The organism is Haemophilus sp. Marseille-P9675 (assembly GCF_916862695.1).
In the GTDB taxonomy this organism is placed as follows: Bacteria; Pseudomonadota; Gammaproteobacteria; order Enterobacterales; family Pasteurellaceae; genus Haemophilus; species Haemophilus haemolyticus_K.
Genome location: NZ_CAKASP010000006.1, coordinates 1 through 18,643, shown reverse-complemented (window position 1 = coordinate 18,643; position 18,643 = coordinate 1). Strand labels below are relative to the sequence as shown.

Annotated in this window: 17 protein-coding genes; 7 read left to right on the top strand and 10 right to left on the bottom strand. The window is 36.0% G+C overall.

Annotated elements, in window-relative coordinates; genetic code table 11:
- The first annotated feature begins 483 nt into the window (after positions 1–483).
- The gene (locus tag LIX50_RS08110) at positions 484–1,161 is read left to right on the top strand and encodes a cation diffusion facilitator family transporter (RefSeq protein ID WP_048953150.1); all 678 of its coding nucleotides are present in this window, start codon (positions 484–486) and stop codon (positions 1,159–1,161) included.
- Positions 1,162–1,185: 24 nt separating this feature from the next.
- On the top strand, positions 1,186–1,578 hold the full coding sequence (locus LIX50_RS08105) for a MerR family transcriptional regulator (RefSeq protein ID WP_046953379.1): 393 nt from the start codon (positions 1,186–1,188) through the stop codon (positions 1,576–1,578).
- A 105-nt stretch (positions 1,579–1,683) separates the two neighbouring features.
- Here the strand turns inward: LIX50_RS08105 and cpdB are convergent, their stop codons facing one another.
- From cpdB to LIX50_RS08065, 8 genes are all read right to left on the bottom strand, one after another.
- Positions 1,684–3,657 (bottom strand): 2',3'-cyclic-nucleotide 2'-phosphodiesterase, encoded by a 1,974-nt coding sequence (cpdB, locus tag LIX50_RS08100; RefSeq protein ID WP_048953151.1) that lies wholly within the window; start codon positions 3,655–3,657, stop codon positions 1,684–1,686.
- Positions 3,658–3,749: 92 nt separating this feature from the next.
- Positions 3,750–5,021, bottom strand: a complete 1,272-nt coding sequence (locus tag LIX50_RS08095) for a M20 family metallo-hydrolase (RefSeq protein ID WP_048953152.1) — start codon at positions 5,019–5,021, stop codon at positions 3,750–3,752.
- A 72-nt stretch (positions 5,022–5,093) separates the two neighbouring features.
- Positions 5,094–6,389 (bottom strand): C4-dicarboxylate transporter DcuC, encoded by a 1,296-nt coding sequence (dcuC, locus tag LIX50_RS08090; protein WP_048953153.1) that lies wholly within the window; start codon positions 6,387–6,389, stop codon positions 5,094–5,096.
- Positions 6,390–6,406: 17 nt separating this feature from the next.
- A complete protein-coding gene (gene pepE / locus LIX50_RS08085) occupies positions 6,407–7,111 on the bottom strand; it encodes a dipeptidase PepE (RefSeq protein WP_048953154.1) in 705 nt (234 codons plus the stop codon).
- Positions 7,112–7,192: 81 nt separating this feature from the next.
- Complete coding sequence (locus LIX50_RS08080) at positions 7,193–7,660, bottom strand: Lrp/AsnC family transcriptional regulator (protein WP_048953155.1); 468 nt, start codon at positions 7,658–7,660, stop codon at positions 7,193–7,195.
- Positions 7,661–7,749: 89 nt separating this feature from the next.
- Positions 7,750–9,279, bottom strand: coding sequence for a YfcC family protein (locus LIX50_RS08075; protein ID WP_005632201.1), 1,530 nt, complete (start codon positions 9,277–9,279; stop codon positions 7,750–7,752).
- 105 nt (positions 9,280–9,384) lie between these two features.
- The gene (gene arcC / locus LIX50_RS08070; RefSeq protein ID WP_048953156.1) at positions 9,385–10,317 is read right to left on the bottom strand and encodes a carbamate kinase; all 933 of its coding nucleotides are present in this window, start codon (positions 10,315–10,317) and stop codon (positions 9,385–9,387) included.
- Positions 10,318–10,326: 9 nt separating this feature from the next.
- Positions 10,327–11,331, bottom strand: a complete 1,005-nt coding sequence (locus LIX50_RS08065) for an ornithine carbamoyltransferase (protein ID WP_048953157.1) — start codon at positions 11,329–11,331, stop codon at positions 10,327–10,329.
- Positions 11,332–11,695: 364 nt separating this feature from the next.
- On the opposite strand from LIX50_RS08065, the gene hcp reads away from it, so the two are divergent.
- The 4 genes from hcp to crcB all read left to right on the top strand — a co-directional run bounded on the left by hcp (position 11,696) and on the right by crcB (position 15,790).
- On the top strand, positions 11,696–13,348 hold the full coding sequence (gene hcp, locus LIX50_RS08060; protein ID WP_048953158.1) for a hydroxylamine reductase: 1,653 nt from the start codon (positions 11,696–11,698) through the stop codon (positions 13,346–13,348).
- A gap of 103 nt (positions 13,349–13,451) precedes the next feature.
- Positions 13,452–14,474, top strand: a complete 1,023-nt coding sequence (gene hcr / locus LIX50_RS08055; RefSeq protein WP_048953159.1) for an NADH oxidoreductase — start codon at positions 13,452–13,454, stop codon at positions 14,472–14,474.
- 111 nt (positions 14,475–14,585) lie between these two features.
- Positions 14,586–15,404 (top strand): Cof-type HAD-IIB family hydrolase, encoded by an 819-nt coding sequence (locus tag LIX50_RS08050; protein WP_048953160.1) that lies wholly within the window; start codon positions 14,586–14,588, stop codon positions 15,402–15,404.
- On the top strand, positions 15,404–15,790 hold the full coding sequence (gene crcB, locus LIX50_RS08045) for a fluoride efflux transporter CrcB (RefSeq protein ID WP_048953161.1): 387 nt from the start codon (positions 15,404–15,406) through the stop codon (positions 15,788–15,790). Before LIX50_RS08050 ends, crcB begins: the two co-directional genes overlap by 1 nt.
- Here the strand turns inward: crcB and recX are convergent.
- Entirely contained in the window at positions 15,787–16,245 is a 459-nt protein-coding gene (recX, locus tag LIX50_RS08040) for a recombination regulator RecX (RefSeq protein WP_048953162.1), read from the bottom strand. The two genes, crcB and recX, sit on opposite strands and share 4 nt — an antisense overlap.
- Before the next feature lie 79 nt (positions 16,246–16,324).
- Complete coding sequence (recA, locus tag LIX50_RS08035; RefSeq protein ID WP_048953163.1) at positions 16,325–17,389, bottom strand: recombinase RecA; 1,065 nt, start codon at positions 17,387–17,389, stop codon at positions 16,325–16,327.
- 376 nt (positions 17,390–17,765) lie between these two features.
- Between recA and tfoX the strand changes: the two genes are divergently transcribed.
- Positions 17,766–18,419 carry a DNA transformation protein TfoX gene (gene tfoX, locus LIX50_RS08030; protein ID WP_080351540.1) on the top strand — a complete coding sequence of 218 codons (654 nt, stop codon included), beginning with the start codon at positions 17,766–17,768 and terminating at the stop codon, positions 18,417–18,419.
- The last annotated feature ends 224 nt before the right edge of the window (positions 18,420–18,643 follow it).

Here is an 18,643-nt window from a genome sequence, read left to right as displayed (position 1 = left end):
CAAAAAATTGGCATTATTTTACAGAAATTTAAAACACCTGACAAAAAAAGAATAGATCTATTGATCCTTTGAAAGATCACGTTTTTATTAGTAAATAAGATCTCTTTTTATATATAAAGATCTTATTATTGTTACTATTAAGATCCTTTGAGGTTGTGAGTAACCTTACTCGATCCTTATGGAAACAGGTGTTATAGAATCTAAAGATCTTGTGAAAATGCGATCATTTTCTTTAAAAATCTTGTGTGTAAAATGGAAAGTTATTAACAACTTTATTTTTTCTCAAAGTTATCAAGTGAGTAAAAACAGTTTTATGACAGATTATTTATGAGTTATCCACAGATAAAAATGAATTTTTATTGAAATCTCTATAATTTAGCTTTTTTTAAATAATTAATTTTATTAAATGTAAGTTTTATGATTTGACTTTGTAGTTACTACAGGTTTTATGCTTCTTTCAAATCAAATAGTTAAGGAAATAAAATGAAAGAAGTTTCTCTAGTAAAAAATTATACTCCTAAAGAATATCAGCAGTATGCATCTTGCCCTCATAGTCAAATTTCTAAAAATAAAATGGTATTAGGCATCAGTTTTGCAATTATTACTTTTTATATGGTTGTTGAATTTCTAGGGGGATATTGGTTTAACAGCCTTACCTTGATGGCTGATGCTGGGCATATGGCAAATGATAGTTTATCTATTTTTTTAGTATGGATTGGGTTATTTTTAAGTCTAAAATGGCAAAAATGGTTAGCTTTAATCAATGGAATTTCATTAGTTTGGGTCGCTATTTGGATTTTTATTGAGGCTGTAACACGTTGGCAGGCTCCGATAGAAATAGACGCTTTGCCAATGTTAGGTGTAGCTTTACTAGGGTTTGGGATTAATTTGTTGGTAGCTTTTATAATGCTAAAAAGTAATCGCCATAATTTGAATATTCGTGCAGCATATTTGCATGTTTTAGTAGATTTATTTGGTTCGGTTGTTGCTATTATTGCAGGAATAAGTGCTTGGTGGTTAAATTGGCAGTGGGTTGATGTAGTTGCTAGTGGTATCTTAAGTATTTTTGTATTACACAGCGGTATTTCTACAGTTTTTCAAGCTATTAAATCCTTATATAGTAGCGATGACAATTCATTGCCGAATGATCATTCTCATTAAAGTAAAAAATTGCTTGAGGAAATAATGAAAATTAATGAATTAAGTAAATCTACACATACTAATATTGAAACTATTCGCTACTATGAGAAACAAGGAGTATTACCTCCACCTAAGCGATTGGCTAATGGTTATCGATTTTATGATGAAGAGAGTATAGAGCAATTAAACTTTATTAAAAAATGTCGAATGTTGGGCTTCTCTTTAGAGAATATTCGGGAACTCAATCGTATTAGGTTTAGTACGAAAGATCATTATCAAGCAGATCAATTAGTACTTAATCAACTTATTCAAGTAGAAAATAAAATATTTCAATTATTAGAAATTAAAGCTTTTTTACAATCTATTGTTACCGAAAGTGAACATAATGAAGAGGAATGTAAAGCAATAGAAGGATTGAAAAGCGAATGCAATTTGTAAAAGAAAGAAGGTAGATTAAAAATACTCAGAAATTTGACCGCTCTTTAGGAAGAAAAAATGCCGCCTAAATTTTAATTTTTAGACAGCATTTTATTTTTCTAATTATTATTTTGACAAATCAATTTGATACACTGCAAAACCGATTTCATCAGTACCCACTTGTTTCATTGGATACTGTGCTTTTTCTTTGATGAATTGGGCTGCTTGTTCGCTTGGTGAAGTTTCAAAACGGACATCTAATTTATCGTTACCTGTGATAGGCACAAAACGCCAGTTTTTATCCGCGCTAGGGTTTACAGAACCTTCTTTTTCACTGGTTACTTTAATGTAATCAGCTAAAATTTGACGGTTTTCATCTGGCGATGCGTAAACAATATGTTGATCGCCAGTGCCTGGGAATTTATTACCGTAAGCACGATAGTTATTCGTTGCAATCAAGAATTCTGCTTTTGGATCAACTGGTTTTCCTTGATAGGTTAAATTTACTACACGATGCGATTCTGGGTTAATTAATTTACATTCGCCATCGTAACGAGCAGGTTTGGTTAGATCGTATTCATAATTAACACCATCAATCACATCAAAGTTATAAGTGCGGAAACCTTCCCAGTCGATTAATGATTGTGGTTTATCACTTGTAGGGTCAATTTGTTTAAACATACCTGCACTACATTCTAACCATTCTTTTAATTGCTCGCCTGTAGCTTTAACAACCACTAATGTATTTGGATAGAGATATAAGTCTGCCGCATTACGGAAAGTTAATTTACCTTTATTTACTTCGGTATAACCTGTTGGGTCATTTTTACGACCACCCGCTTTAAATGGTGCACCTGCACTTAAAATAGGTAAGCCAGCCATTGCTGCAACACTTGGTGCAACTTTTTCTACATAGGCTTTTTGTGCTTGGTTCACGATTTGGATGGTTGGATCATCTTGTACTAATGCAAGATAGCTGTACATATTATCTGTTGCTTTACCAATAGGCTGAGAAACAAATTTACGTGTCGCTTCGTGAACTGGTTTTAAAAGTGCGGTAATTTCTGGGTCATTTTCTGCAAGCGCTTTTTTATTTTCTGCATCATAGATTGGACGAAGAACCGCTTTACCTGAAGTAACAATCCATTTACCTTTGTGTTCTGTTAAGCCTAAATCTACCACGCTGATATTATTTGCCCAGTAACCAGCCATACTTTCTGGTACACCTTTTACTGTACCATTTACGATGTCTGCATTTGGTGATTTCGCAAATTCTTTATTTGGGAATAAACGGTGTGAGTGACCAAAAATGACGGCATCAATATGTGGTACATCAGCTAGATAGAATGCTGAGTTTTCAGCACCTTCTTGATAAGGTTCATCTGATGGGCCTGTGTGAGCTAATGCAACGACAATATCAGCCCCTTTTTTCTTCATTTCAGGGACATATTTTTGTGCTGTTTTTACAATATCACGGGTTTCGACTTTGCCTTGAAGGTTCGCTTTATCCCAAACCATAATTTGCGGTGGCACAAAACCGATATAACCGATTTTTAATTTATGTGTTTTGCCATTATTATCCACCACAGATTTTTCTTGAATGACATAAGGTGTGAAATAAGGCTCTTCTGTCCCCGCTTTTACTACGTTCGCATTCACAATTGGGAATTTAGCTTGTTTGATACAGTCAGCTAAATAATCTAAACCATAGTTAAACTCGTGGTTACCTAAAGTTCCTACTTCATAGTGCATAGCATTTAAGCAATCAACCGCAGGGTTAGATTTGCCCTCTTTATAGCCTTGTACAGCTTGATAATCAGCAATAGGGTTACCTTGAATTAAATCCCCGTTATCAACCAATACGCTATTTTTTACTTCAGCACGTGCTTGACGAATAAGGCTTGCTGCACGAGTAAAACCGAATTTCTCGGTTGGTGCGTCTTTGTAATAATCAAAGTCTGTTAAGAAACTATGAACGTCAGTAGTAGCAACAATACGTAAATCTACATCATGTTTATCTTTTGCTGTCGCAAAACGGCTTGCACTTAATGCAAGAATACTGCTTGCACCGATTTGAATAAAATGACGTCTATTAATCATTGAGTTTTCCTTATAAGGTGGGTAGATATTGCCTTTATTCTAAGAAAAATAGCGGATTCTTAAAAGAAAGGAGTAAAAATATTTTTATTTAATTAAGCTAATAATCTTTGTACTAAAGAAGTATAAATATTAACTCCAGTAAGCAATTGATTTTCATCGAAATCAAATTCAGCTTCATGATGACCTGCTGTACGATCTGCACCAAGAATAAAGTAAATGGCTTTACCCCCGTGTTCTTGTACACGTCTACCTAAAATAGTCGCATCTTCACTTGCATTGAAAGCATAATCTGAATTTACGTTATTTATTTGTGGTTGTTCAAGAGATATTTCTTCGATAAGTTTTATAAGTTCAACATCATTATTCATATCCACTGCTTCACCTACAATTTCAGTTTCATATGCGACATCAAAACTTATGGAGATACCTTTGGCTATTTGCATGACTTGTTCGGTCATGTATTCATTAATTACTTTATTTTCTCCCCGCACTTCTAATTGCAATTCAGCAGAAGATGGGATGACATTTCGTCCTTCACCCGCTTTTAGCACACCCACATTAATTCTTGTCATGCCTTCACCATGGCGTGCAATACCATGAAGTTGAGTGACTGTATGCGCTGCAGCTAATAAGGCATTACGACCTAAATGAGGCGCAGCACCTGCGTGGGCTGGTTTACCTTTGTAGCGAATATCAATTTTTGTAGTGGAAAGAAAATTTCTTGGATTAGCAATAACTGTGCCTGTATTCGCGCAAAAACTAATGTGTGAAGAAGCAAAATAATCTGCATCATCAATTATGCCACTTTGTGCAATGGCTGCTGCACCTCGAACACCTTCTTCTGCTGGTTGGAATACAATTTTTACTTTTCCAGTGAGTTTATCTTTGTTCTGAGCGATCCATAATGCAACGCCTAAACCTATTGTAATGTGTGAATCATGTCCACAAGCATGCATAAATCCATCGTTAATTGAGGAAAAACCTTCTTTATTTGGAATATGCTCGGGTGAGCGAGTTTCCGTTACATTCACACAGTCGATATCAAAACGTAATGCGATGGTTTTTCCTGGTTTACCTGAATCAAATAATGCCACACAACCAGTGTATCCTTCCATTTTTTCGAGCCATTTTTCATTGGCTCCATAGGCTTTTGCATTAGCTAAACCTTTATCTACTACAGCTTGTTTTCGTCCACGAACAAAGTCTGGATTTATAATTTGTTTGCCAAGAAAAATTTCAAAACAACCTAAGTCTTCCAAGTAATCCGCAATGCGAGAAGTTGTCCAAAATTCACTCCAACCAATTTCTGGAAAACGATGAAATTCACGACGCCATTTAACAAGTTGATTTAAATCTAAGTTCATTTTTTTCTTCCTTTAAAAGTCTATAAAAACAGACCGCACTTAAATAAAGTGCGGTCAATTTTTTTACTATTTTTACAACATAAATAATGCTAAGAATAAAACGGCAAGTATCATGCCTGGCGCGGTACGTTTTACCATTTCTACAGGGCTTACCATCGCAAGGCCTGCACAAACAATAGTTACGCCTGCAATTGGTGAAGCTGTACGGCCTATTGCACCAGCAATCGCTGCTGCCATACCAAGATTTACGTGAGTGTAGCCGAGTTCTACAGCATGTGGCGTGACGGCTGTGTTAAAGGCAATCGCTGCTGCATCGCCAGAGCCTGTAATTAAGCCCATTAAGAATGGTCCAATTGTTGCACCCCAACGTACAAATTCGTTGGATTCTTTTAAGAAAGAAATTGCAGCATCAACTGCGCCCGTAGATTTTAATCCTGCTACAAATACACTGGCGGCAATAATGATACCAAGTACGTTTGCATAAGAATTTCCCATGCCATTGAAAAATTCTTCAGTGATTTTTACTGGGGAAATACGAGTTACGATAATGCCATAAATTGCACCAATCAACATCGCTTGAGGAACGCCCATTTTAGTCCATTCAAGACCTGGTACTTGTTGTAATGACGTTCCACCAATCACTAAAATAACTAATGGTATTAATGGTGCAAGGGCATAAAGTACATTGACGCCTTCAACAACTTTAATTTCACTTTCTTTTTGTTCTGCAAGATAAGCTTGGCGATGTTGTTCACCATAATCTTTAAAAACAAGCGCAAGAATTGTTAAAACAACCGCACCTATTGCTCCTGCAATCATGTTATATGGCGCATGTGAAAGGTTTACTTGAGCGATAGTTAAGCCTGACATTTCACTAATCATTGCTGAGTGAGAAGAACCTGGGCTCATCATTGATCCAAAAGTCCCAGCTAAAATAGCTGCACCAGCAGTAGCTGGTCGAACACCCGCACTTTTTAAAACGGGAATTAATGTTGCGCCAACTGCAGCTGCACAACCAGCAGCAGAAGGAATAGCAATATTGATGAAAAAGGTGATGACTGTTGCAATCGGAATTAAGAAGAATTTTAATCCGCTTAATGGTTTAGTAAGTAAATGCACTAGATGAGTATCACATTGAGTGTATTTCATTACATAAGCAAAACCCATACTAGAACAGATGGCCATAATTAATCCGCCAGATGTCATGCTTTTGGCAAAAGCATCTAATGCGCCCATTGGATTAAGCGTTAGAATGGACATTATTAAACCGACACCAATCAAAACGGTTCGGGTTTCGGCTTTTTTAATCAGAAAATAAATTGTGGCAATAATGCCAATCACTGCAACGATGGATTTAAATAATTCCATTATATGTTCCCTTTAAGTTAATAAGAAAAAGTTGTATTGATATCAAATGTGCCACATTCCATATTTTCACTGAAGCACAAAATAGGATTTTCGCCCAACACAGTTGCCATTTCATTTTGTATATGAAGCGCAGAACCTTCAGGTAATGCATATACAAATGCAGTTGGATTAACGAGTAAAAATTCTGCCAAACGTTCTTCTCGGCTTTCGCCATTGTGGCCTTGGATTTTACCTGAAATAAAGTGTGGATTAATTTGATGAGGAAAAAGTTGTAATGCTTGAAATGAAGGAGGATAAGTAATCGGCATATCATTAGTTGTCATAATAGATGCGCCCGCTACATTGGCGCCAGCACTCCAACCAAAATAAGGCGTACCGTTATTTACTTTTTCACGAATGATATCAATCAAATTGTGCTCATAAAGTTGTTTTAACAAACAAAATGTATTCCCGCCGCCAATAGCAATGACATCTGCTTGTTCAATGATATCTCGATGCTGTTTACCATGATGAACGGAAACAATATTCATCCCTAAATTAGAAAGTGCATTTTGCACAGTTTTTTCATATTCATCAAAAGTGCGACGTACCCCAGCATAAGGCACAAAAGCAATAGTTTTACCACGATAATCAGCCAAGAAATTTTGTAACCAAGGTACAGTGTGTTCAAGATAACCTGTATTCTTGTATTTTGAGCTACTGAGCAGTAACATGTTTTTCATATTTATAATCCTTTTTAGGGATGAAAAGTTATTGCTATTATGTCGAAGCTAAAAACAAAATCCAGCATAAAAGCTGGATTTTTATAAAGGCAACTCAGTTGTTGATTTAACCGTTTTTAGTGTTACTTCTGATTTTAAGGTTTTAATGCCAAGCCTGGAATTAAGATAGGTGGTTTTAATGTGGTTAAATTCTTCTAAATCTGATACACAAAGTTTCAGAAGAAAATCGAAAGTTCCTGCCATAAAATGGCATTCGATGATCTGTGGGATTAATTTTACTTCAAAAATAAACCGCTCTTTTAATTCTGGATCTTCTTCAAAGAAAGAACCTAATGCATAAACGATAAGATTACAATTTACTTTCTTGGGATTCAATAAGGCAACATAACTATCAATTACGCCGCTTTCTTCCAGTTGATTTACTCGGCGTAAGCAAGCTGAATTTGAAAGCCCTATTTCGTTGGCAAGTTCATTATTTTGTAATCGACCATTTCGTTGTAATGCTTTAAGAATACGAGTATCTATATTATCGAAACATTTTTTAAGCATAGTAAATCCTTTTTATGCTAACAAAAAAGATAACTTATTATAAAAGAAACCGCCTAGAAAAACTGTGATCTAGGCGGCAATTTGGCTAATTAAACGCTATATAAGGATACTTGTACTACCAGTAAAATAGATCCGATTAATAATAAGCATCCAATCATTGGCATGACGAATTTAACCCATCTATCAAATGGAATATGCAACATTTGGAGAGTCACTAATACTAATCCTGTTGGTGCCAAGAATAGCATTGCATATTGTCCCCAGTTGTAAGCGGAAACCACGATATCGCGTGGAATACCCACTGAGTCAGCAAGTGGCGCCATTATTGGCATTGAAAGCACGGCTAAGCCTGAAGAAGACGGCACGATTAAGCCTAGGAAAATAAATACGACTAATTGACCTAAGATGAATACGCTACCCGGCATACCGCTAACCACATTAGACATATAATCAAGGATAGTATCAGAAATCATACCTTGTTCGAGCACTAAGTTTACGCCACGAGCAAGACCAATGATTAAGGACACGCCTACTAATTCTGATGCACCTTCAGTGAAGGATTCCACTATATCTTTTTCAGACAAGCCACTGATAAACATAATGATGATAGTAATGGCAAGGAAAGATGCAGCCATTTGAGGGAACCACCATCCGCCAACCATTACACCCCAAATCATAATAGGGAATGCAATACAGAAAAGCGTTAAGATTAATTTGCGACGAGCTGAGAATGCGATAGTTGCATTTGGATCAAAGTTCTTCATATAACGTTGGCGAAATTCTTCGCGATCGTCGTAAGTGAAAGAAAAACTTGGGTCAGCTTTGATTTTTTTACAGTACCAATAAAGATATGCGATTACGCAAGTTGCGCCTAAAGCTAAACCTAGAGCACGGAAACCAATACCTTCAGTAAATTGAATACCAGCTGCATTTGATGCGATAACAACGGAGAATGGGTTAATTGTAGAGAATGCGGTCCCCATAGATGAAGCAAGGAATATAGCCCCTACGCAGACTATCGCATCATATCCTAGAGCCAGGAATACAGGCACCAGAATCGGATAGAATGCCACGGCCTCTTCTTCAATACCGCATGTTGTGCCGCCTAACACCATTAAGACGGATACGCTGAATACAATAAAAAACTCATTACCTTTGGTTTTCTTCGCCAGAGCCATCAAACCAGCATTAAAAGAACCAGTACGGTTAATGACACCAATCATACCACCTAACACGAAAATAAAGACCATGACATCAACGGCTTCGATAGTTCCTTCCACCATACTTTTGGTGATGTCTTCAATGCCTTTGTGGTGTTGTTCTACTCGTTGATAGGTACCAGGAATTGCGATTGGTTTTTTGATCACGCCTTCGGTGAAGTTGGAGAGTTTAATTTTGATATTGAGATTATCAAGAGTGTCTGTTGTGGCGGGATAAGTTTTATCGTCAACGCCGTAAGCTTTGACGACAAAAACATTATCTGTGGAGTTATATGTTAATTTTGAATATGAACCGGATGGAATTACCCAGGTCAATCCAACAGCGAGAATTAATATTGCAAATAAAATAGTAAACGCTGATGGGAAATTAAACGTTTTCTTCTTTTTGGACGCATCCATAGCGAGCTCCTTATGTTTAACGTTTAAAGTGCGGTTGGTAAAAACATCGGTTAAACCGACCGCACTTTTTACTTTGAGAATGATTTCTCAAAGTTCTTTTATTATTTAAGCATAATAGGATATACCTTCAGCTTTTTTCGTAATACGAGTACCAGCTTTTCCTTTCACAATATCCACAATATCAGATAAAGAGCCTATTACTGCATCTTTTCCTGTTTGTTTCGCAAAGTTGATCGCGGCTTGTACTTTCGGCCCCATGGAACCTGCAGCGAAACCAAGTTCTGAAATGGCTTCTGGTGATGCGACAGAAATTGCTTTTTGAGTTGGTTTACCCCAATCTACGAAAGTTGCGGAAACGTCAGTTGCGATGATAAATAAATCAGCGTCAAGATTTTCTGCAAGTAAAGCTGAACATAAATCTTTGTCGATAACAGCTTCAACACCTTGTAAATTATGGTGTTTATCATAATAGGTCGGAATACCACCGCCACCCGCGCAAATTACGATACTGCCTTTTTCAAGTAACCATTTGACTGGACGAATTTCAAAAATACGTTTTGGTAATGGACTTGGCACAACGCGACGATATTTATCACCATCTTGTGCGATAGACCAATTTTTTTCTTTTGCCAAACGTTCAGCTTCTTCTTTCGTATAAACAGGGCCAATTGGTTTAGTTGGATTTTTAAAAGCTGGGTCGTTGATATCAACTTCTACTTGAGATAATAAAGTTGCAAATGGCACTTCAAATGGAACTAAATTACCGAGTTCTTGTTGAATCATATAACCAATCATTCCTACTGATTCTGCACCTAATACATCTAAAGGATAGGTTGGCACATCAGTATAGGCAGCACCTTGTAATGCGAGCAAACCCACTTGTGGGCCATTACCGTGCGCAATTACTAATTCATTATTTGGCCAAACCTTAGCAATTTGCTCACAAGCAATGCGAACATTTTGTCGTTGATTTTCGGCTGTCAGCGGCTCTCCGCGTCGTAATAACGCATTACCGCCTAATGCAATCACTATTCTCATACGCTCTCCTTATGCCAAACTTGCCACCATGACTGCTTTAATTGTGTGCATACGGTTTTCAGCTTGTTCAAATGCAATATTCATTGGAGATTCAAATACATCTTCAGTCACTTCAATACCATTAGCCAATTCAGGATATTTTTCAGCAATTTGACGACCAACTTTGGTTTCACTGTTATGGAAGGCAGGTAAGCAGTGCATAAATTTCACTTTTGGATTACCTGTGCGTTTCATTAATTCAGGTGTGACTTGATAAGGAAGTAATAATTTAATGCGTTCGCCCCAAGTTTCTAATGGTTCACCCATTGAAACCCACACATCAGTATGAACAAAATCTACACCTTTCACAGCTTTGTCGATATCTTCAGTTACAGTAATACGAGCGCCACTTTCTTTCGCAAATTTTTCGCACATTTCCACAAGACTAGCTTCTGGTAATAATGCTTTAGGTCCACAAATACGAACATCCATACCTAATTTTGCACCAATTAATAAAAGTGAATTACCCATGTTATTGCGAGCATCCCCAATATATACATATCTAATTTCGCTTAATGGTTTGTCGCAATGTTCAATCATGGTAAGTACGTCGGCAAGCATTTGTGTTGGGTGGAATTCATCGGTTAAACCATTGAATACTGGCACACCAGCATAATCAGCAAGTTCTTGAACGATACTTTGTTTAAAGCCACGATATTCAATGCCATCATACATTCTGCCTAATACGCGGGCGGTATCTTTCATACTTTCTTTGTGGCCAATTTGAGAGGAGTTCGGGTCGATGTAGGTGACTTGTGCGCCTTGATCATGAGCGGCGACTTCGAATGCACAGCGTGTGCGAGTGGAGGTTTTTTCAAAGATGAGCGCTATATTTTTGCCTTTTAATTTTTGTTGTTCTGTGCCTGTATATTTGGCTCGTTTCAAATCTCGGGAGAGATCTAAGAGATATTTAATTTCACGTTCTGTGTGATGAACAAGACTAAGTAAATGTCTATTTTTCATATTGAAAGCCATAATAATCTCCTTGTGTTTTGACTATCCATTGGGGAATAAACATACATCATTCGAGATACTGCTTGTCGTTCGAACGGTTGCATTATAAGAGAAATAAAATGAAATTTGTTATCGTATTTCATCTGGTAATGTAAAGATATTGAATTTTATTGCGAGGTTTTTAGTGTTATTAGAATTTATGTTTTTCTAAACAAGAAAATCAATTTATGATTGGTATTAGCTTAATCTAGATCAAACAAGTTCTAATTAATTAAAATTTCCTTTTGTATCTAGTAGAAAAAAGGTTTTATCATTTTATTCATAAATCTGAGTGATTTTATCGGGTTTATAACGAAACTTTCTATTCTAACAAAAGGACTTAATTATGTACTGTGTACAATGTGAACAAACCATGCGTACTCCGATGGGTAATGGTTGTAGTTACTCTCAAGGAATGTGCGGTAAAACTGCGGAAACTTCTGATTTACAAGATCTTCTTATTGCAACTCTGCAAAGCTTATCTGCTTGGGCTATTCAAGCGAGAGATTTAGCTATTATTGATAATGAAATTGATGCTTTTACGGCACAAGCATTTTTCTCTACCTTGACTAATGTAAACTTTGATTCTCAACGTATAGTTGAATATGCGCAACAAGCCATCGCTTATCGCGATAATTTAATGAAACGTTGCCGTACACTAAATCCAAGTATTGATATAAACCATCCATTAGCTCATTTACAGCTTGAAGGTGCAACGATTTCTGATTTAACAAAACAAGCAGCGAATTTTGCTCTAAATTCTGACCGCACTTTGATTGGGGAAGAAGTACATGGCGTGCGTATGCTTTGTTTATACGGTTTAAAAGGTGCGGCTGCTTATATGGAACATGCCCATGTTTTAGGTAAATTTGATAATGAGGTATATCGTCAATTCCATGAGTTTATGGCGTGGCTAGGAACAAATCCAAGCGATCTAAATGAATTGTTAGAAAAGGCGCTTGGCATCGGTAATATGAATTTTCAAGTAATGAGTTTATTAGATGCAGGTGAAACAGAAGCATTTGGTCATCCTGTTCCAGCAACGGTAAATGTGAAGCCTGTAGCAGGAAAATGTATTTTAATTTCTGGTCATGATTTAAAAGATTTAAAAGCACTTTTAGAACAAACGGAAGGAACAGGGATAAATATTTATACTCATGGTGAAATGTTACCTGCGCATGGTTACCCAGAATTGAAAAAATACAACCATTTAGTTGGTAACTATGGAAGTGGTTGGCAAAATCAGCAGAAAGAATTTGCTAAATTCCCTGGTCCTGTAATTATGACCTCTAACTGTATTATTGATCCTAATGTTGGTAATTACGCAGATCGTATTTATACCCGTAGTATTGTGGGCTGGCCTGGTGTAACGCACATTGAAGATCGTGATTTCAGTCAAGTTATCGCGAAAGCACAAGAAATGGCGGGATTCCCTTATGATGAATTAGAACACAAAATTACCGTTGGGTTTGGTCGTCAAACTTTATTAGATGCTTCAGATGCGGTGATTAATCTTGTTGCTGGTGGAAAATTACGTCATGTTTTCTTAGTGGGCGGGTGTGATGGTAGCAAAGGTGAACGTAGCTATTACACTGATTTTGCTCGTCAAGTACCGGAAGATTGTGCGATTTTAACTTTAGGTTGTGGTAAATATCGTTTTAATAAATTAGATTTTGGTGCTATTGATGGGTTACCTCGCTTGTTAGATGTTGGGCAATGTAATGATGCGTATTCTGCGATAATGCTTGCTGTAAATCTTTCACAAAAACTTGGTATTGGCGTTAATGAATTGCCATTAACACTAGTGCTTTCTTGGTTTGAGCAAAAAGCTATTGTTATTTTGCTTACCTTATTGGCGTTAGGTGTAAAAAATATCTATACAGGGCCGACTGCTCCAGCATTTTTAAATGATAATGTGATGGCATTATTAAATGAAAAATTCGGTTTGCGCGGTTTGACCACTCCTGAACAAGATATGGCAGAAGCTTTAGCTAAATAACATTTCATAGAAAAGTGCGGTCGATTTTTTAATTTGTAGTATTAGTTTTATAAACATTTTAAAAATCCACCGCACTTTTTTCTATCTTCAAAGAGAAAATTCTATGTCAAATAATCAGAATCCGTTGTGTTATAACGAAATGCAGGTACATGCTATTCATCAGGAAACTGATGATGTCTATACAATTGAATTAATAGCACAAGATTTTTACCCTTATGAGCCTGGTCAGTACGCTTTAGTAAGTATTCGTAATACGCCAAATATTGTGCGAGCTTATACACTATCATCTACGCCAGGAATGAGCCGTTTTGTTACTTTAACCGTTCGCCGTATTAAAAATGGAGTAGGTTCTAATTGGATTACATCCGAAATTAAAGAAGGTGATCAAATTTGGCTATCCGATCCAATGGGTAAATTTACCTGTACCCGTATTGTAAGTGATCGATATTTGCTTGTGGCTGGTGGATGTGGCGTTACGCCAATCATGTCTATGACGCGCTGGTTATTAAAAAATAAACCGAGTGTAGATGTGGTTGTATTCTATAGTGTCCATTCGCCTAAAGATGTTATTTTTAAACGAGAATGGACATTGCTGAAAGAACAATTTCCACAGTTAAAATTATTTATTAATGCTTCTGTTGATGCGGATGATGGCTTTATAGCTGGACGTTTAAATAGTCAAATGTTATCTGACCTTGTACCCAATATAGCTGATTATACGGTGCTGACTTGTGGTCCAGAGAGTTATATGAATGATTTACGTACGATGACAGAATCCCTTGGTATTCCATCTGAGCGTTTCTTTTTAGAGCAATTTCATTCTTCAGCAGAAAATTGTATGTTAGATAATAGTAAACAAGTGACGCTTTCTATTATTAATCCAGTACCTCAAACTTTTTCTGTACCTGTTGGAAAAACCTTATTAGCTGCTTTGGAAGAACATAAAGCACCGATTATTGCCGCCTGTAGAGAAGGTATTTGTGGTTCTTGTAAAACTTTAGTGGTGAGTGGGGATTATGAAGTGAGTTCAAACGGACCGCTGACAGAAGATGAAATTAAACAAGGTTATGTTTTAGCGTGTTGCTGTCAAATGAAAGGAAATATATCAGTTGATTTAATGCCTTAATCCTTAATAAAGTGCGGTTATTTTTATTACGGTTTTTATACATTGATCTTAGACAAGGGCAATTTGTATATTTAGTGATATGATAACCGCAAATTATTTTTTGAGTTTTTTATGAATTTACCTTTTCGAGCAATGGTGTCTGATTTAGATGGCACCCTTTTAACTCCTGAACATTTAGTCGGTGATCTTACCATTGATACGCTGAGAGCATTAGAGCAAAACGGAGTGGATATCATTTTGGCAACGGGGCGTAACCATACCGATGTGTCATCTATTCTTGGAAAAATTGGTGCGGAACGTGCGGTTATGATTACATCAAATGGTGCTCGTGTACGGGATTTACAGGGTAATTTGCTTTATAGCAATAGTTTGCCTGAAGACTTAGTTCTCGAGCTTTACAAAACGCCATTTGATACTTCCAAAGTATGCATGAATAGCTATCAAGATGAAGGTTGGTTTACTAACAAAGATATCCCTGCAATGCGTCAGTTCCATAAAGAATCTGGATTCGATTATAACGTTGTCGATTTTTCCAAACATCATGGACGTGGGACAGAAAAAGTCTTTTTTATTGGTAAAACTCCTGAGGATTTAGTTGAAGTAGAAAGTTATTTACGAGATAAGTTTGGTGACGTAACGACAATTGTTTATTCAGCATTAGCTTGTTTGGAAGTAATGAATAAGAATGTTTCAAAAGGGGATGCATTAAAACATTTACTCGAATCACGTGAGTATGAGTTAAAAGACTGTATTACTTTTGGTGATGGAATGAATGATGTAGAAATGCTTTCTTGGTCTGGTAAGGGCTGCATCATGCAAGATGCAGATGTTCGTTTAAAAAAAGCTTGTCCAGAGTTAGAAGTTATTGGTTCAAATAAAGAAGAATCAGTCGCTCGTTATTTGCGAACCCAATTTGGATTAGATTATTAATGCAGGCATTATTATTTATAAGTTGTGGTGCAATATTAGGTGCGTCATTGCGTTGGGCTATAGGATTGTTATTTAATCCTTTATTTTCCTCATTTGCTTTTGGAACTTTAATAGCTAATTTGCTTGGTTGTTTAATTATTGGTGTATTACTTGGGCTTTTTTGGCAATTTCCACAAATTAGTTCTGAATGGCGGTTATTTTTAATTACCGGTTTTTTAGGATCGCTAACCACATTTTCTTCTTTTTCTTCCGAAATTGTGGAATTATTTTTTAATGACAAGTGGTTAAATGGATTTTGTGTATTGATGATGCATTTATTCGGATGTTTAGCTATGACTGTATTGGGCATTTGGATATATAAAATTTGTTCTCAACTTTTATCTTAATCCCATTCACTTTGGTTTTGCCCAATTAAATCAGCAAATTCATCGCTACGAAATCCATGTGATAGCATATATTGCCAAATTTTTTGTTTCATTTTAGGCGTTTGCTGTTCGTTGTAATTTGGGAATTTTTTACGTAACAAGTTCTCAGCCATTTCATACCAATTAATTTCTGATTCCATTAAAACTTCATCAATAATATCAGAAGACACACCTTTTAATTGGAGTAATTCTTGTCGAATTCTTCCTACACCATAACCTTTTTGTGCGCGTGAATTTAGATAATTTTCTGAAAAACGACGATCACTTTGCCAATTTTTTGCCTGGCATAAAGATAATGCATCATCAATTTCTTCTTCCGAAAAGTTCTTTTCCTGCATTTTATTGCGGAGCTCGAATTCACTATATTCTCTGCGAGAAAGAAGATTAACTATGTAATTAAAAGCAAGGGATGACAAGGAATGATTCCTTTATTTTTATTGAGTTGATATAAAGTGCGGTTAAAAATGACCGCACTTTTGGCGTTAATGATTTGATTTATTCAAAATCACTTTCTGATCCGGAACTATTTTCAGATTGTTCAATATCAGCCATTAAAGCTTGTTCTGGATTAGCCACTAATTCTGCGCGTAAACGAGCTTCTAACTCATCTGCTTTTTCTGGATTTTCATTGAGCCATTTCATTGAGTTAGTTTTACCTTGGCCAATTTTTTCTCCATTATAGGCATACCACGCACCTGATTTCTCTACAAGCTTGTGTTTTACACCAAGTTCTAATAATTCCCCTGCTTTTGAAATACCTTCACCATAAAGAATTTGGAAATCTACTTGACGGAATGGTGCTGCTAGTTTGTTTTTCACTACTTTTACGCGGGTTTCATTTCCAATGATATTTTCGCCATCTTTTACAGAACCTGTGCGACGAATATCTAAGCGAACAGAAGAATAGAATTTTAATGCATTGCCGCCTGTGGTAGTTTCAGGGTTACCAAACATCACACCTATTTTCATTCGGATTTGGTTAATAAATACAACTAAACAGTTTGCATTTTTAATTTGGCCAGTAAGTTTACGTAAAGCTTGTGACATTAAACGAGCTTGTAGCCCCATATGGGAATCACCCATATCCCCTTCAATTTCAGCTTTGGGTGTCAGTGCGGCAACGGAGTCAACAATGATTACATCAATTGCGCCAGAGCGAACTAATGCATCGCAGATTTCAAGTGCTTGTTCACCATTATCTGGTTGAGAAACAAAAAGTTCTTTTACATCCACCCCAAGTTTTGCTGCATAAATAGGATCAAGGGCGTGTTCTGCATCAATAAATGCACAGGTTTTTCCCGCTTTTTGCGCTTGAGCAATGACGGAAAGAGTTAATGTTGTTTTACCAGATGATTCAGGTCCGAAAATTTCTACAATTCGTCCCATAGGTAGACCACCAATTCCCAGTGCAACATCTAAGCCAAGTGATCCAGTAGAAATAGATTCTACATCTAACGTTTTGGTATCGCCTAACTTCATAATTGAGCCTTTACCAAATTGTTTTTCGATTTGTCCTAATGCTGCAGCTAGTGCTTTTTGTTTTTCTTCTTGAGTCGCCATAAGTGAATTCCTGTTTGAATGTTCAAGTTTTTTGTGATTATATCTGTATTGATGTACAGGTCAAGAAAAATTTCTATATTTTATGAGAAATGTGAACAACAGTTCAGAATTAGTTTTGAATATTTATAGATAAAATAAATAAAAATAGTTAGAAATAAATTTGCTTCTTTTATCTCTATTTTATGTTGTAAGAAGGATTTTTACTATATTGATTATTCATAGTAATTTAAGTGTTTCTTTAAAAATAAATTTTATTTTGCGATCAGGTTCACAAAATTGAAATTTATTTTTAGGTAATGAAAAAAGTTCGTGATATAAAAAAAGCAGAAGTACTTCTACCGATTTTTTCAACAAATTATTCATTTTGGAGATATATATGAATATAAAAGACGAACATATTGATGTAGTTTGCTCTCTGTTAGATCAGTTGGTAGGAAATGTTACCTCCAGGAACCTTTTTACAGGATATGGGTTATTTCATAAAGGAGAAACGATGTTTGCAATTTGGCAAAATAAGAAACTCTACTTGAGAGGGGAGGGAGAGTTAGCATCTTATCTTATTAGGCTTGGTTGTGAGCCTTTTACAACAAATGAAGTAAATAAACGCTTTGTTCTTTCTCAGTATTATGCTTTATCTAATCAGGTTATAGGTGATAATGCATTATGTAGAAAACTAGTAATTCTATCTATTAAACAAATTCAAAAGCAGAAGTTGAAGCGTACATTAAATAAACTAAACCGTTTGAAAGATTTGGCTAACTTGACTATTAGGCATGAGAGAGCGCTAATTAAAGCTGGTATTTTAGATGTTAAAATGCTGAGGGAAATTGGCGCAGAGAATGCTATGGTTCGATTAAAAAAAGCAGGAAGTGGTGCTACTTTAGATTTCTACTGGAAATTAGTTGGAGCATTACTTAATAAAAATAGCCAAATGTTCACTAAAGCAGAAAAAGAAGCTTTATTAAAAAAATTGAATGAAGTTTTGAGGGCTAACGGTTTAAAAGGTTATAGAAAATTAGATGATGAGTAAAATTTGCGCGTTCAAATAAAATTTCTTAAAAAGGGGTTGCAAAGGGTTTTAAAACGCCTATAATGCACCGCACACAACGACGCACTGTTGTGAAGTATTTAAGTTTCCAAGTGCGTCGTTGTTTTTTGCTCTTTAACAATGTATCAGACAATCTGTGTGGGCACTTGTTGATTGACTTGTTTTAAAAATATTTTTAATTTTGAAGTCTTAATAGGTGCTTAACT